The organism is Diaphorobacter caeni (assembly GCF_015354245.1).
Lineage (GTDB): Bacteria > Pseudomonadota > Gammaproteobacteria > Burkholderiales > Burkholderiaceae_C > Diaphorobacter_A > Diaphorobacter_A caeni.
The window spans coordinates 1-14,718 of sequence record NZ_JADKYZ010000012.1 but is presented as its reverse complement, the minus strand read 5'-3'; the positions used below and the strand labels follow the sequence as shown (position 1 = coordinate 14,718).

The window sequence follows — 14,718 nt, the reverse complement described above, 5'->3', positions numbered from 1 at the left end:
ATGAAGCAAAAAAGCTTCTAACCAAAATTAGAACGAGGAAGAGACTCCCATGTCCACCGCAAAGACCGCTACCCACCACGCTCCCCCACCATCAGGCTCCATCTGGTTCAAACGCCTGCCGGGCATTCTGCTTTGCGGCGTGATTGCCGGCGTGTCCGCCTACCTTGGCGCATTCGAATGGTTCGCCTCCAACGGACTGAGCGCGCTGACTCTCTCCATCCTCATCGGCATGTTCATCGGCAACACGGTGTATGGCAGCATTGCACCGGCGACCAGCACGGGCATCGGCTTCACCAAGCAGACACTGCTGCGCCTGGGCATCGTGCTCTACGGTTTTCGCCTGACCACGACCGACATCGCGCACGTCGGCGTTGCCGGCGTGACGCTGGACGCCATCATCGTTGGCGCCACGTTCATTCTGGCCATGCTGATCGGCCACAAGTGGATGGGCATGGACCGCAAGCAAGTCATGCTGATCGGTGCAGGCACCTCGATCTGCGGCGCGGCCGCCGTGCTGGGCGCGGAGCCCGTCGTGAAGGCGCGCGCTGACCAGGTGACCGTCGCGGTCGCCACCGTGGTGGTGTTCGGCACGATTTGCATGTTCCTCTACCCCATGCTCTACCAGTGGAATCTGACGGCCGGCTTCATTCCTGGTGGCGGCACTGAATTCGGCATCTACACCGGCGCGACCGTGCACGAAGTCGCCCAGGTGGTGGCCGCTGGTCGCAACATGGGCCTCGAAGCGGCGGCCACCGCTCTGGTCTCCAAGATGGTGCGCGTGATGATGTTGGCTCCGTTCCTCGTGATTCTCTCGGCATATCTGGCCCGTACGGAAAACGCACAGGTCGGCGCGGATGGCAAGAAGACCAAGATGACCCTGCCCTGGTTCGCATTCGGTTTCGTGGCCGTGGTGCTGTTCAACTCGCTGAACCTGCTGCCCAAGGAACTGGTCTCCAATGTGAACACGGCCGCCAACGTGCTGCTGGCCATGGCCATGGCGGGTCTGGGTCTGACGACGCATGTCAGCTCGATCAAGAAGGCCGGTGTGAAGCCGCTGCTGCTGGCTGCCATCCTTGCAGTGTGGCTCGTGATTGGTGGCGGTCTGCTCAGCCGACTGCTGCTGGGGGCGTAAGGGGACTGAAAAAGAAAAAAGAAGGTTAGGAAAAGGAAAACCAAAATGGCGCCGGGCAATGCAGATTGCCCAGCTTTCATCGCCTCCTGATGCAAATCGGGAGGCTTTTTTTCGTCCGTCACAGGCAGCGCGTTTTCAGCGAGTGGCGCTCGCTCCGGCAGTTCAGCCGGGTAACATTTGCGCGAAGAAAGTTCACTCCAATCCGTCAGGACAAACGCGCATGCCCGCAGGCCTCGCGCATCGGACAATCGTTGACTTCTGTCTGCCTCGCCACGCGCGCCCCATGTTCCGGTTCAGCCTCCCTCCCTCGCCTCTTCGCCGCCGCCCGCCGGATCTGATTTACGCCGCTGATGACAAAGTGCCCCTCGGGCCATTGCTGGTGCTGGGCGCACAGCACGCGACCACGGCGATGGCCTTCATCACCTATGTGCTCGCGGCCGCGAAGATAGCGGGGCTCGACCGCTACGGCATGCAGTCGATGGTGACGATGACGCTCATCGGCATGGCGATCTGCACCGCGCTGCAGGCCTGGGGCGGGCGTTTCGGCAGCGGCACGCTGCTGGTGCACATGCCCAACCCGTTCATGATCACGTTCGTCTCGGCCATGGTCGCTGCGCACGGCCCCGGAGCGATGGCGGTGATCGCGCTGGTCTACGGTCTCGTCGCGCTCGCCGCCGGGCCGCTCATGACGCGCATGCGCCCGCTGTTCCCACCCGCCGTGGTGGGCACCGTGATCTGCATGGGCGGCATGGCGCTCGTCGAGTCCGCGATGCGGCACACGCTCGGCCTCGACCACCAATGGAAGATCAACCTCGGCAGCGTCGCCATCTCGGGCGTGACGCTGGGTTGCATCATCGTGCTGTCCGTCTGGGCCGGAAAGCGCCTGCGCCTGCTGAGTCTGCTCGCGGGCATCGTGGCGGGCATCATCGTCGCGGCCATGCTCGGCAGACTTGACGGGCTCGATGCGCTCGCCACAACGCCGCTGGTCGCCTTGCCCACGGTGCACGCGCCCGTCTTTCAGATCGACTTCGCGATGGTCATCGCCATCGGCCTCATCGCCATCCTCACGCAGCTCGACAATCTGGGCAGCGTCACCATGCTCGACAAAATGGACGACGCCGACTGGAAGCGCGCCAACATGAAGGCCGTGGGCGGCGGCATCAAGGCCAACGGCATCGGGGACATCATCAGCGGCATGCTGGGCGGCTTCCCCACCTGCACCTGCTCGACCAACATCGCGCTGGCGCACGCCACGCGCTCGACCGCGCGCCGAATCGGTCTGGTGACCGCCGCCATCCTCGCGCTCGCGGCGTTCCTGCCGCAGGTGACGCTCGCGCTGACGCTGATTCCCGAACCCGTGCTCGGCGCAGTCGAGCTCTACGCCGCGTGCTTCCTCATCGTCTCGGGTTTCGAGCTGATCGCGTCCCGCGCCATGGACAGCCGTGGCATCTTCACCGTGGGCCTTGCCATCTGCACGGGTCTCTCGATCATGCTGATGCCGCAGATGACGCAGGACGTACCTGCCAGCTGGCGCTTTCTCATCGGCAGCGGCTTCGTGATGGCGGGCCTCGTGGTCATTGTGCTCAACCTGCTGTTTCGCCTCGGAACCGCGCAGCGCGCGCAGCAGACGCTCAACCCCGCCGACCTGCACAACGACATCATCAACTTCGTCGAAACCCAAGGCGCCGCCTGGGGTGTGCGCCGCAAGGTGGTGCAACGCGCCGCCATGGCCGCGCTGGAGGCTGCGGAAGCCATTCAAGGTTCAGGTACACGCAAGCCAGAGGGCATCCGCGGCAGCTTTGACGAATTCAACCTCGACCTGGAACTGCTGCACAGCGGCGCACCGCTGAAGATCGGCGGCCCCGCAGGCACGCCGCTGCAGCATGGACAGGACCTGCTCGACGGCGACGAGTCCGCACTGCTCGCCGCACTGGACAATGTGTCGGGCCTGCTGCTCACCCATCTGGCCGACCGCGTGCAGACGGCTGCGGGTGCGGATGCCAACTCATCGGTGCTCAAGCTGCATTTCGAGCATTAACGCTCAAAGAACGCAGACAAAAAAATGCCTGATCGAAATCAGGCATTTTTTTGAACATCGCTGCGAGCCGCGAAGGCCAGAAGCGAACGGTGATTACACCCGCTCAGCCACCCAGGCCTGCACCGACGCCAGCGCGGCAGCCACGCCGGAGGCGTCCGTGCCGCCGGCCATGGCCATGTCGGGCTTGCCGCCGCCCTTGCCGCCGACTTGCTGGGCGACGAAGTTGACGAGTTCACCGGCCTTGACCTTGGCGGTTTCGGCCTTGGTCACGCCTGCTGCGAGCTGGACCTTGTCGCCGTCGACGGCGGCCAGCACGATGGCGGCTGCGCCAAGCTTGTCTTTCAGCTTGTCCATGGTGTCGCGCAGGGTCTTGGCGTCGGCGCCTTCGAGCTTGGCGGCGAGCACCTTGATGCCCTTGACGTCCACGGCCTGCGTCACCAGTTCATCGCCCTGGCTGGAAGCGAGCTTGCCCTTGAGCGCGGCGACTTCCTTTTCGAGCGCCTTGATCTGCTCGAGCGCGCTGCCGATGCGGTGATTGAGCTCCGAGGTCGGGGTCTTGAGCGTCGCGGCGGCTTCGGTCACGGTGTCTTCCAGCGACTGCAGATAGGCCAGCGCATTGGCGCCGGTCACGGCTTCCACGCGGCGCACGCCTGCGGCCACACCGGATTCACCGACCATCTTGAACAGGCCGATGTCGCCGGTGCGGTGCACGTGCGTGCCGCCGCAGAGTTCGCGACTGCTGCCGATGTCGAGCACGCGCACGGTCTCGCCGTACTTCTCGCCGAACAGCATCATCGCGCCGGTCTTCTGGGCGCTTTCGATGTCCATGACGCGCGCCTGCGTGTCGCTGTTGGCGAGGATCTCCTTGTTCACGCGGGCCTCGATCTCGCGGATCTGCTCGGCCGTGACGGGCGCGTTGTGCGCGAAGTCGAAACGCGTGCGGTCGGCATTGACCAGCGAGCCCTTCTGCTGCACATGCGCGCCCAGCACTTCGCGCAGGGCCTTGTGCATGATGTGGGTGACCGAGTGGTTGCGCATGGTCGCGGCGCGGACTTCGGTATCCACTTCCGCCACAGCCGCATCGCCCACCTTGAGCGAACCCGACTCGAGCATGCCGTGGTGGCCGAACACGTCGGCCTTGATCTTCAAGGTGTCTTCCACCTTGAACACGGCCGTGCCCACGGTGATCTTGCCCTGGTCGCCGACCTGGCCGCCGGATTCCGCATAGAACGGCGTCGTGTCGAGCACGACCACGCCGCTCTCGCCGACCTTGAGCTCGTTCACGCTCTCGCCTTCGCGGTACAGCGCGACGACCTTGGCGGGCTCGGCCAGCTTGTCGTAGCCGGTGAAGGTGTTGGCATCGCCCGTGTATTCCAGAGCGCGATCCATCTTGAACTTGCCTGCCGCGCGGGCAGTGCTCTTCTGGTGTTCCATGGCGGCGTTGAAGCCAGCCTCGTCCACCGTCACGCCGCGCTCGCGCGCCACGTCGTTCGACAGGTCGAGCGGGAAACCATAGGTGTCGTGCAGCTTGAAGGCCACGTCACCCGGCAGCACCTTGACGCCACCGGCGAGCGCGTTGTCGAGGATTTCCATGCCGTTGGCCAGCGTCTCGAAGAAGCGCTCTTCCTCGGCCTTGAGCACGCTGGTGATGTGCGCTTCCTGCTCCTTGAGCTTGGGGTACGCGTCGCCCATCTGCACCACGAGCTCCTGCACCAGCTTGTGGAAGAACGGTGTCTTCTGGCCCAGCTTGTAGCCATGGCGGATCGCGCGGCGGATGATGCGGCGCTGCACGTAGCCACGGCCTTCGTTGGAAGGAATCACGCCGTCGGCCACCAGGAACGAGGTCGCGCGGATGTGGTCGGCGATCACCTTGAGCGACGGGTTGTTCAGATCGGCCGTGTTCGTCTCGCGGCCTGCGGCCTTGATGAGCGCCTGGAACAGGTCGATTTCGTAGTTGCTGTGCACGTGCTGCAGGATGGCGGCCAGACGCTCGAGGCCCATGCCGGTGTCCACGCACGGTGCGGGCAGCTTGACGATGGAGCCGTCTTCCTTCATGTCGAACTGCATGAACACGTGGTTCCAGATCTCGATGAAGCGGTCGCCGTCTTCGTCGGGCGAGCCTGGAGGGCCACCGGCGATGTGCGCGCCGTGGTCGTAGAAGATTTCAGAGCAAGGACCGCATGGGCCGGTGTCGGCCATCATCCAGAAGTTGTCGCTCTTGTAGCGGCCGCCCTTGTTGTCGCCGATGCGGATCACGCGCTCGGGCGGCAGGCCGATGACCTTGGTCCAGATGTCGAAGGCCTCGTCGTCCTCTTCATAGACGGTGGCCAGCAGCTTTTCAGCGGGCAGGCCGAACACCTTGGTCAGCAGTTCCCAGCCCCACTCGATGGACTCCTGCTTGAAGTAATCGCCGAACGACCAGTTGCCCAGCATTTCAAAGAACGTGTGGTGACGCGCGGTGTAACCCACATTCTCCAGATCGTTGTGCTTGCCGCCGGCGCGCAGGCAGGCCTGGACGGACGTGGCGCGGTTGTAGGGGCGCTTGTCCTCACCGAGGAACACGTCCTTGAACTGGACCATGCCGGAATTGGTGAACATCAGCGTCGGGTCGTTGCCCGGCACCAGCGAGCTGGACGCCACCACGGTGTGACCCTTGGATGCGAAGAAGTCCAGGAAAGTCTTGCGAATGTCTGCGACTGAAAAAGTGGGTTGGCTCATGGTGTGTCTTGGGTTCCGGGCGCGCCTCGCGGAAAACTCGTCGGATGGCGGCCTCAGTAGTGAACCCAGCATTATAGGTTTGTCGTCGCCCGTGGGTTTGGCGGCGGCACATGCACTCAGTCGAATGATTTTTTGTTTTATGGAATAATTTGTCTCGTTAAAAGAAATTCAAACCATTTCCAAAGCGCGGCTGAATTGCATCGCCAGTCTTGACTTGATTCTTGTTTTCCAGCGCGCGCAGCCATCCCACACTTCCAAGGAGACACGACATGGACATGAAGACATCGCCGCTGGCCAGCCTCAAGGACCCCAGCCTGCTCAAAACGGACGCGTTGATCGACGGCAAGTGGGTCGCTGGCAAATCCCGCTTTGCGGTGACCGATCCGGCCACCGGCGCGCATCTCGCCGATGTGGCGAATCTTGGCGCCAAGGATGCCGAGACCGCCATCGCCGCCGCCAACAAGGCCTGGCCGCAATGGCGTGCGCTGACGGCCAAGGAGCGCAGCATCATTCTGCGCAAGTGGTTCGATCTGCTGATGGCCAATCAGGACGATCTCGGCCGCATCATGACCGCCGAGCAAGGCAAGCCCCTGCCCGAGGCCAAGGGTGAAGTGGCCTATGGCGCGAGCTTCGTCGAATGGTTTGCCGAAGAAGCCAAGCGCGTGAACGGCGAGATGCTGCCGCAGTTCGACAACAACCGCCGCCTCATGGTGATGAAGGCGCCGATCGGCGTCTGCGCGGCCATCACGCCATGGAATTTCCCGCTCGCGATGATCACCCGCAAGGTCGCACCGGCGCTGGCCGCAGGCTGCCCGGTGATCATCAAGCCGGCGGAGCTCACGCCGCTCACCGCGCTGGCCGCCGTCGAACTCGCGATCCGCGCGGGCATCCCCGCTGGCGTGATCAACATGATCACCGCCGATGCAGACAACTCCATCGCCGTCGGCAAGGTGCTCTGCGCGAGCGACGTGGTGCGCCACATCTCCTTCACCGGCTCCACTGAAGTCGGCCGCATCCTGATGGCGCAGAGCGCGCCCACGGTCAAGAAGCTCTCCCTCGAGCTGGGCGGCAACGCCCCGTTCATCGTGTTCGACGATGCCGACATCGACTCCGCCGTCGAAGGCGCCTTCGCCAGCAAGTACCGCAACGCGGGCCAGACCTGCGTCTGCACCAACCGCTTCTACGTGCAGGAAGGCGTATACGACGACTTCGTCACCAAGTTCGCAGCCAAGGTCAAGGCAGCCAAGGTCGGCAACGGCTTCGAGGACGGAGTGAACCAGGGCCCGCTGATCGAGGACGCGGCCATCGCCAAGGTCCAGCGCCATGTGGACGACGCCGTCGCCAAGGGCGGCCGCATCGTCACCGGCGGCCATCAGCTCAAGACGCTGGGCTCGGGCCAGTTCTTCGAACCCACCGTGCTCGCCAACGCATCGGCCGACATGCTCTGCGCCACGCAGGAGACCTTCGGCCCCCTCGCCCCGGTCTTCAAGTTCAAGACCGAACAGGAAGCCATCGCCGCAGCCAACGCCACCGAATTCGGCCTTGCCAGCTATTTCTACACCCGCGACGTGGGCCGCATCTTCCGCGTGGGTGAAGCGCTGGAGTACGGCATGGTCGGCGTCAACGTCGGCATTCTCGCGACCGAACACGTGCCCTTCGGCGGCGTCAAGCAATCCGGCATCGGCCGCGAGGGCTCGCACCATGGCATGGACGACTACGTGGAAATCAAGTACCTGTGCATTGGCGATGTGATGAAGTAAGCCCTGCACGAAAAAGCCCACCGCCAGTCTCAGTAAACCGCAGGCGGTGCGCTAGAATAAAAGGCTTCGCGGGTGTCGTTCAATGGTAGGACTCTTGCTTCCCAAGCAAATAACGTGGGTTCGATTCCCATCACCCGCTCCACTTCGACTTTCCAGGGACTTCCACCGAACGCCAGGGAACGCCGCAAGTCGTTGTCATGATTGATGATTTTCACCAAACATCGATCCACTGACATCCAGCGAGAACCACTGACAACCGGCCCAAACTGGTACAAAAAGTGGCCCAAACAATGTGCGAGGTTCCCAATCCGCATTGTTGCTGGAGGAGCTGGCGCTAGAAGAGAACGATTGCATTCAACTCGCCTTCTGGAGTTGGACATATGCTCTCGGACCTCATGGCTCGGCAAGCCAAGGCCACCGGCAAGCCGTACTCGCTTGCCGATTTCGACGGCCTTTACCTCTACGTCTCCGCCATCGGCAGCAAGGTATGGCACTTCCGCTATTCCTGGCTGGGCAAGCGTGAGCGCATCACCTTTGGCGGCTATCCGGCGCTTTCCCTGAAAGACGCTCGCAATCTGCGCGACGAGGCCCGGGCCATGCTGGTCAAGGGCATCAACCCGCATTCGGAGCGCAAGCGCAAGCGCCACGCCATCGTCCTGGCGGGCGAGCACACCTTCCAGGCCATCTACGACAAATGGCTGGCCCACCGCAGCCTCTCTCTGGAAAATGAGGGCCGCCAGAGCACGCCCAAGCAGATCGGGCGCGTCTTCGCCAAGGATGTGTTTCCCGTATTGCGCCACCTGACCATCTACGACGTCACTCGCGCCCATCTGCTGGACATCATCGGCAGAGTCGAAAAACGTGGCTCGCTGTCGGTAGCCGAGAAGCTGCGCACCTGGTTCAGCCAGCTATTCACCTACGCCTCGGTGGTGGTGCCCAACATGGGCGACAACCCGGCCAAGGATCTGGATGTGGTGGCGATGCCGCTGCCGCCGGTGGAGAACAACCCCTTTCTGCGCATGCCCGAGCTGCCGGCAATGCTGCAGACGTTGCGCAAGTACAGCGGTCGCCTGAATACGCAATTGGGCCTACGTCTGCTGCTGCTCACGGGTGTGAGAACCGGTGAATTGCGCTACGCCACGCCCGATCAGTTCGATCTGGAGCGCGGTCTGTGGATCATCCCGGTTGTCAGGCTCAAGCAACGCAAGCAGCTCACCAAGAAGAAGCGCCAGCGTTTCGCCGACATCCCACCGTACATCGTGCCACTGTCGTTGCAGGCACAAGAAGTCGTTCGTCATCTGCTGGGAAATCTGAAGCCAGCGCAGGTGTATCTCATCCCCGGTGATTGGTGCCTGAAAAACCCTCTCAGCGAGAACACGTTCAACGGCGCGCTCAAACGCATGGGCTATGAAGACCGGCTCACTGGGCACGGCGTTCGCGCCACCATCTCGACTGCGCTCAATGAATTGGGGTATCCGCCCAAGTGGGTAGACGCCCAACTTTCGCATGCCGATCCGGATCGGATCAGCGCGACCTACAACCACGCCGAGTACGTCGAGCAGCGCCGCGTCATGATGCAGGACTGGGCCGACCGGCTGGACTTGTTCGAGCAGAATCAGGTCGAAGTTGCCAGCACGCACTTGACCATCACGTTGCAGGGCCTGCCCACAATTGCCGGACAGGCGGCAGCGCAGCCGCCCGCCCTGAATCCAAACTCCCCTCAGTTGATCGTTGCGCCTGCACCCGATGCACCAGCGGTTCCAGCTTCCGTCTATCGACTTTCGGCGGTGCATCTGCCCGAGTACGCGCGACCCACGCTGTCAGAGGTGCAGCGCGAGCGCTTGCAATTGCTGGAGATGTTCGAGGCATCCCACAACCTGTCGGTGGCCGATTACGCCAAGCTGGTTGGCAAGTCCCGCCGCTGGATCACTTACGAGATTCAGGCCGGCAATCTCCTGTCGATCCATCTGGGTCACCGTGGGCAGCGCGTCCCGGACTGGCAACTCGACCCCATCAAGCGCAAGCTGATTCAGGCTGTCCTGAAGCTGGTGCCGCGCGGTATCGACACCTGGCACATCTATCACGCACTGCTACGGCCATACGATGCCCTGGGCAAGTGTCCAGTCATCGAGGCCGTCGATCCGACAAACCAGCATCTTGCAGCTCGACTGGTCGCCGCACATGCCATAGAAACCGATGAGCTTGCAGAGCAATCGGAGGCGTCTCCGGTGCTGGCCAGGCAGACTGTAGAGCGCCTGGTAAAAACGGCAATGTTGGTTGATATGCCCGAAGATCCCGTCGCCCGTTGAGCTGAGGCGGGGCGGCAGCACCGTCCGGTCAAGGTCAAAGGACGGAACGTCGATCGCTTCGCATGGCCGCCCATCCGTCTTCTGCGCGGCCAACTCGCAATTTCCACGTTTTGGCAGGCAGCGTTTAGCGTCGAATCAGCGCTCGGCAGTCACCATAGGCGACTTCTCGGTAATGCTATCTCGCTATATCAGTATCTCGATCGGATATGACACCAGCGGATTTTCGTTGCCAATCTCAAGCCCCGAGCAATAGATTCCGAGCGCTCGCCGCTTTTTGAAACCGCTGGCGCATCAGACCATACCGATACGGTTTTGCGAGAGCAGCCACTTCTCACGATCCTGATAGCGCAAGCGTCACTGTCGAGCCGCGACAGACGCTCGGTTTTCTTGTGCCCGATGGATTTTTGCACATCGAGCACACAACGCCTACTCGTTGCGCGAACTGATCAGAAGTCATCAAAAGCGGGCGTCATCACTCGCGTCTTGCGCGGACAACAGGCCGACCATGAGAACGGCTGCAAAAGCAGTCGGCCCTGTAGTTCTTCTCCTGGAAGGAGACGGAGCATGCACGAGAACAAAAATGATGCACCAACATCAAAGGTGTTCTACCGCCCGCTCGAAGCGTCCATCCGCTGGGCCGGACTGCTGCGATACGAGCAGGTGATCCTGGCTTCGGTCTCGTCGCCGATGAATCTGCCGCAGTCGCTGGACTGCCCGCGTTTGGGCGAACTGCGGCTGTACACCGACCGCATCTATGACGGCATCCTCAACGGGGAACTGCCCTTCGGGCAGCATGGCATCACGACACGCGACACCGCGTTGATCGAATCGCCTGATCTGACGGTACGCCATGTCGATCTGAAGTGCTGGATGCGCAAGCACTACCCCGAGCAGCGGCCCGGCTTTCTCTTCTCCCGCAGCGAGCGCATCATCCATCCATTCATCTCCCTAGAAACAGGGCAAGCCATGCTGGTCGAACGCCAGGCTTTGAAATCCGCCCTGGAACAGACCAAACGTCAGCTTCGCGAGTTGCAGGACAAGCATGACGCGCTGCTCAAGCAGTCCACGGTGATTCCGGCATGCGCGCAGTGTCCGATCAGTGATCGGGCCGAGGCCACCTACCTGAACATCGTTGGCGGCCTGTTAGAGCTGATGCTCGGCCAGTCGCCATCGGGCACGCCGTACTCCAGCTTCAAGACGCAGGAGGCCGTGGTCAGCGCGCTGGTCGCCCATCACAGCGGCGCCATGGGTATCGCGGAGCGGACATTGAACGGCAAGTTCGCCACCGCCAGGCGCCGGTTGCGTAGCGCCTCCCGCTGAGATTTGCCAGCTTGTATGTGCAGTAGCGGAGATTGCATTTGCAATGTCTTTTCGCAGCCGTGTCTATTGAATAGAGGTCACGCCAACAAACGCCACTGAGCGTTCAGGAGTGACCGCCATGTCGCAAACACCTGTACTGCAGCCAAACGAGCGCCGCATCCTGCGCCTGGAAGAAGTCGAAGCGAAATCCGGTTTCAAGCGCGCCCACATCTACAACCTGATGAAGAAACGCCAGTTCCCGCAGGCGCTGCGTCTGGGCGTGCGCGCCGTGGGCTGGGATTCCATCGAAATCGATCAGTGGATCGACGAGCGCGTCAACAACCGGGCCTGACCCGTCCTCCCGCGGACTTTCCATCCTCATACGGAGAACGCCATGCAGGTCGTATCCATCATTTCAACCAAAGGTGGGGTCGGCAAGACCACCACGGCTGCAAACCTGGGTGGTCTCGCTGCGGACGCCGGGCTGCGCGTGCTGCTGCTCGATCTCGATGTGCAGCCCACCTTGTCCTCCTACTACGAGCTGGCTCACCGCGCGCCGGGCGGCATCTATGAATTGCTGGCCTTCAACGAGCGCGACCTCGACCAGCTTGTGTCCCGCACGATCATCACGGGCCTGGACTTGGTGCTCTCCAACGACCACCGAGGCGAACTGAACACCTTGCTGCTGCACGCGCCAGACGGGCGCCTGCGGCTGCGGCATCTGCTTCCGGCGCTCAAACCCCTCTACGACCTGGTGCTGATCGACACCCAGGGCGCGCGCTCGGTACTGCTGGAGATGGCGGTGCTGGCCTCCGACCTCGCGCTGTCGCCCGTGACTCCGGAAATCCTCGCCGCCCGCGAGCTGCGGCGCGGCACCATGCAGTTGCTCGCGGACATTGCGCCGTACCGGCAGCTGGGCATCGAGCCGCCGCCGCTGCACCTGCTCATCAACCGCGTCCATCCGGTGTCCGCCAACGCCCGGCTGATCCAGCAGGCGCTGCGCGATCTGTTTCAAGACCATACCGACATCGGCGTGTTGGCCACCGACGTGCCGGCCATTGAGGCTTATCCGCGTGCCGCGACGCGCGGCCTACCGGTGCATCGGGTCGAGTACCGCCAGCCAGTGGGCAGAGTCGCTCCCGCCGCGCTCGCCACCATGCGCGATCTTGCTGGCGAATTGCTCCCGCAGTGGCAGGATCGATTTGCCGCAGTGTCCGGCCGTCCGCCACAGCCTCTTGATACCAGGAGGCCCCATGGCCAACGCACATGAACTGGCCCGAGGCCACAGCCGGCTGCGCGCTCTGATCGAGTTCGCCGTCGGCGAAGGCTGGCACGTAAAGCGCACGGCGGGCGGTCACCTCAAGTTCACCAAGGCAGGCTGCGCCGCGATCTACACCAGCTCGACGGCCAGCGATCACCGGGCAGCCCTCAACGCCCGTGCGCAGATCCGTCGCGCCGAGCGCGAGACCCGATCCCTAGCGCAGGGGGGCGGCCATGACTGAGATCACCTCCCAGCAGATGGCCGGCAAACTGCTCGCGTCCGGGTTCGAGCGCAGCGGCCCGTCAGCAACGACCTTGAGCGACCCGATCGCCGACACGCCCATGATCGTGACGCTCGACCAGTTGCGCCCCTACGACCACGACCCGCGCAAGAAGCGCAATCCGGTGTACGAGGAAATCAAGGCATCCATCCGCGAGCGTGGCCTGGACGCGGCTCCGGCCATCACCCGGCGGCCCGGCGACGATCACTACATCATCCGCAATGGCGGCAACACGCGACTGGCAATCCTGCGCGAACTCTGGTCGGAGACCAGGGACGAACGTTTTTTTCGGGTCTCATGCCTGTTCCGCCCATGGCCCGAGCGTGGCGAGATCGTCGCGCTCACCGGGCATCTTGCGGAAAACGAACTGCGCGGTGGCCTCACCTTCATCGAGCGCGCTTTGGGCGTCGAGAAAGCGCGCGAGTTCTACGAACTGGAAATCCGCTCCACCCTGAGCCAGTCCGAGCTGGCTCGCCGCCTGGCCGCCGACGGATACCCCGTGCAGCAATCGCACATCAGCCGGATGGCCGACGCCGTACGCTACCTGCTGCCCGCAATCCCGACCGTGCTCTACGCCGGCCTGGGGCGTCACCAGGTCGAGCGGTTGTCGGTCATGCGCAAGGCCTGCGAGCGCACCTGGGAGCATTACGCCAAAGGCCGCTCACTGGTTCAGGACTTCGACGAGTTCTTTCAGGAAGTGCTGTCGCAATTCGATGTCCAGGCCGACGAGTTCTCTACGCAGCGCGTACAGGACGAACTGATCGGCCAGATGGCCGAATTGCTGGACGTCGATTACGACGTGCTCGCTCTGGACATGACCGAATCCGAGAGCCGCCAGCGTGCCTTGGTCAGCGAGCCGACGCCGCCCTCGACACCGCCTGCCTTGCCAGAGCCAGAGGCCATCGCGCGCCCACCTGTCGATACCGCGCCACCCGCCGCGAAGCCTGCGGCAACGCCATCAACGGGCAAAAGCGACACGGATGGCAGCCTGCTTCAAGAGCACATCGTCTCCCCGGCGCCGACAACCGAACGGCTTGAGTCCATCCAGCGCATGGTCGCCGACCAGTTGGGCGATGCACTGCCGCGCGACTTCTCGGCGAACGTCTTGCAGTCCATCCCGGTGCAGGCTGGCGGGCTCTATCCGATCTCGGATGTCTGGTACATCGCCCCCGGCCTGGACACACCCGAGCACCTGCGCATCCACGTCGCGCAGTTCGCCCGCGAGATTGCGGTCGAGGCAGACCTGGGCGAGTGCATCGATGACCGCCCAGACGGTATCGGCTTCGCCTGCCGTGCCCATACCTCAAGCCTGGCGCCAAAGGGCCGTGCCGTCCATACGCTGTTGGCTTGCCTGGCCGGTCAGCAGCCCGCCGACGTCGGTCTGGACAACGGGCAAGTCGTCATCGACCTGCCGGCGCTGCTGTACGGCCAGGGCGACGTAACCCGAAGATTGAGCGACACCGCGCTGGTCAAGCTGTTCCGCCTGCTGCGACTGGCCCGCCGCCTGCTCGATCTCGAAGCCGGCGCTGCGGACTCTGGAACCTAAGCGAGGGAGGCCAGCATGTCCACAGCACACCCACTCAACCAGGCTGTCATCGCCCAGGCCCTCTATGACCTGCGCAATGGGCAACTGCGCCGCTGCAAGCTGATGGGGTTTGGCGAGGCAGAGCTGGACGCCCTCAAGCATCCCGCGCTGATCAGCGTGCTGGCCAACGCCAACGTCTCCTGGTGCTCAGTGACGGTCAACCGCGAAGTGCTGCGGCGGCTGCTCCAGCAGGCGCAGGACGTGGAGAAGGGGTCTCCTCGTTTTCAGTGCAATAAGTGACGGTACGCAAAGCTAGCACTGGCGCGGGGGTGGTCTGGGTAGACCGTTGATTTCATTGACTTTCCTGTTCGCTTTGTAAACGGGTATGGTGGCCTC

10 protein-coding genes, 1 tRNA gene and 1 pseudogene are annotated in these 14,718 nt (G+C 63.1%); 11 read left to right on the top strand and 1 reads right to left on the bottom strand.

Translation table 11 applies throughout. The features are described 5' to 3' along the window. Positions 1–49: 49 nt before the first annotated feature. Positions 50–1,132: a YeiH family protein gene (locus ISG32_RS24415; protein WP_194773624.1), complete on the top strand. Its 1,083-nt coding sequence runs from the start codon at positions 50–52 to the stop codon at positions 1,130–1,132. 358 nt (positions 1,133–1,490) lie between these two features. Continuing rightward, entirely contained in the window at positions 1,491–3,170 is a 1,680-nt protein-coding gene (locus ISG32_RS24410) for a uracil-xanthine permease family protein (protein ID WP_194773623.1), read from the top strand. Positions 3,171–3,263: 93 nt separating this feature from the next. Here ISG32_RS24410 and alaS read toward each other — a convergent pair whose 3' ends face one another. Beyond that, positions 3,264–5,888 (bottom strand): alanine--tRNA ligase, encoded by a 2,625-nt coding sequence (gene alaS / locus ISG32_RS24405; RefSeq protein WP_194773622.1) that lies wholly within the window; start codon positions 5,886–5,888, stop codon positions 3,264–3,266. A gap of 269 nt (positions 5,889–6,157) precedes the next feature. On the opposite strand from alaS, the gene ISG32_RS24400 reads away from it, so the two are divergent. From ISG32_RS24400 to ISG32_RS24360, 9 genes and pseudogenes are all read left to right on the top strand, one after another. Beyond that, positions 6,158–7,648 (top strand): NAD-dependent succinate-semialdehyde dehydrogenase, encoded by a 1,491-nt coding sequence (locus ISG32_RS24400; protein WP_194773621.1) that lies wholly within the window; start codon positions 6,158–6,160, stop codon positions 7,646–7,648. Positions 7,649–7,716: 68 nt separating this feature from the next. Continuing rightward, positions 7,717–7,790, top strand: a tRNA-Gly gene (locus tag ISG32_RS24395). Positions 7,791–8,028: 238 nt separating this feature from the next. Further along, a complete protein-coding gene (locus tag ISG32_RS24390) occupies positions 8,029–9,957 on the top strand; it encodes a tyrosine-type recombinase/integrase (protein ID WP_194773620.1) in 1,929 nt (642 codons plus the stop codon). Between the two features lie 564 nt (positions 9,958–10,521). Further along, a complete protein-coding gene (locus ISG32_RS24385; RefSeq protein WP_179062976.1) occupies positions 10,522–11,277 on the top strand; it encodes a hypothetical protein in 756 nt (251 codons plus the stop codon). A 118-nt stretch (positions 11,278–11,395) separates the two neighbouring features. After that, positions 11,396–11,608 (top strand): AlpA family transcriptional regulator, encoded by a 213-nt coding sequence (locus ISG32_RS24380; RefSeq protein WP_014603611.1) that lies wholly within the window; start codon positions 11,396–11,398, stop codon positions 11,606–11,608. A gap of 42 nt (positions 11,609–11,650) precedes the next feature. Further along, positions 11,651–12,526 (top strand): ParA family protein, encoded by an 876-nt coding sequence (locus ISG32_RS24375; RefSeq protein WP_008268124.1) that lies wholly within the window; start codon positions 11,651–11,653, stop codon positions 12,524–12,526. Further along, positions 12,510–12,758, top strand: coding sequence for a hypothetical protein (locus ISG32_RS24370; protein ID WP_008268494.1), 249 nt, complete (start codon positions 12,510–12,512; stop codon positions 12,756–12,758). The genes ISG32_RS24375 and ISG32_RS24370 overlap by 17 nt, the downstream gene beginning before the upstream one ends. Next, positions 12,751–14,343 (top strand): ParB family protein, encoded by a 1,593-nt coding sequence (locus ISG32_RS24365; RefSeq protein WP_194773619.1) that lies wholly within the window; start codon positions 12,751–12,753, stop codon positions 14,341–14,343. Before ISG32_RS24370 ends, ISG32_RS24365 begins: the two co-directional genes overlap by 8 nt. Positions 14,344–14,358: 15 nt before the next feature. After that, positions 14,359–14,592 (top strand): annotated as a pseudogene (locus ISG32_RS24360) (STY4526/YPO1902 family pathogenicity island replication protein); the annotation flags it as partial. Between the last annotated feature and the right edge of the window lie 126 nt (positions 14,593–14,718).

Coding starts and splice junctions, on each gene's coding strand:
- ISG32_RS24390 (WP_194773620.1), top strand. CDS start 8,029: ATGCTCTCGGACCTCATGGCTCGGCAAGCCAAGGCCACCGGCAAGCCG.
- ISG32_RS24385 (WP_179062976.1), top strand. CDS start 10,522: ATGCACGAGAACAAAAATGATGCACCAACATCAAAGGTGTTCTACCGC.
- ISG32_RS24370 (WP_008268494.1), top strand. CDS start 12,510: ATGGCCAACGCACATGAACTGGCCCGAGGCCACAGCCGGCTGCGCGCT.
- ISG32_RS24400 (WP_194773621.1), top strand. CDS start 6,158: ATGGACATGAAGACATCGCCGCTGGCCAGCCTCAAGGACCCCAGCCTG.
- ISG32_RS24380 (WP_014603611.1), top strand. CDS start 11,396: ATGTCGCAAACACCTGTACTGCAGCCAAACGAGCGCCGCATCCTGCGC.
- ISG32_RS24375 (WP_008268124.1), top strand. CDS start 11,651: ATGCAGGTCGTATCCATCATTTCAACCAAAGGTGGGGTCGGCAAGACC.
- ISG32_RS24365 (WP_194773619.1), top strand. CDS start 12,751: ATGACTGAGATCACCTCCCAGCAGATGGCCGGCAAACTGCTCGCGTCC.
- alaS (WP_194773622.1), bottom strand. CDS start 5,888: ATGAGCCAACCCACTTTTTCAGTCGCAGACATTCGCAAGACTTTCCTG.
- ISG32_RS24415 (WP_194773624.1), top strand. CDS start 50: ATGTCCACCGCAAAGACCGCTACCCACCACGCTCCCCCACCATCAGGC.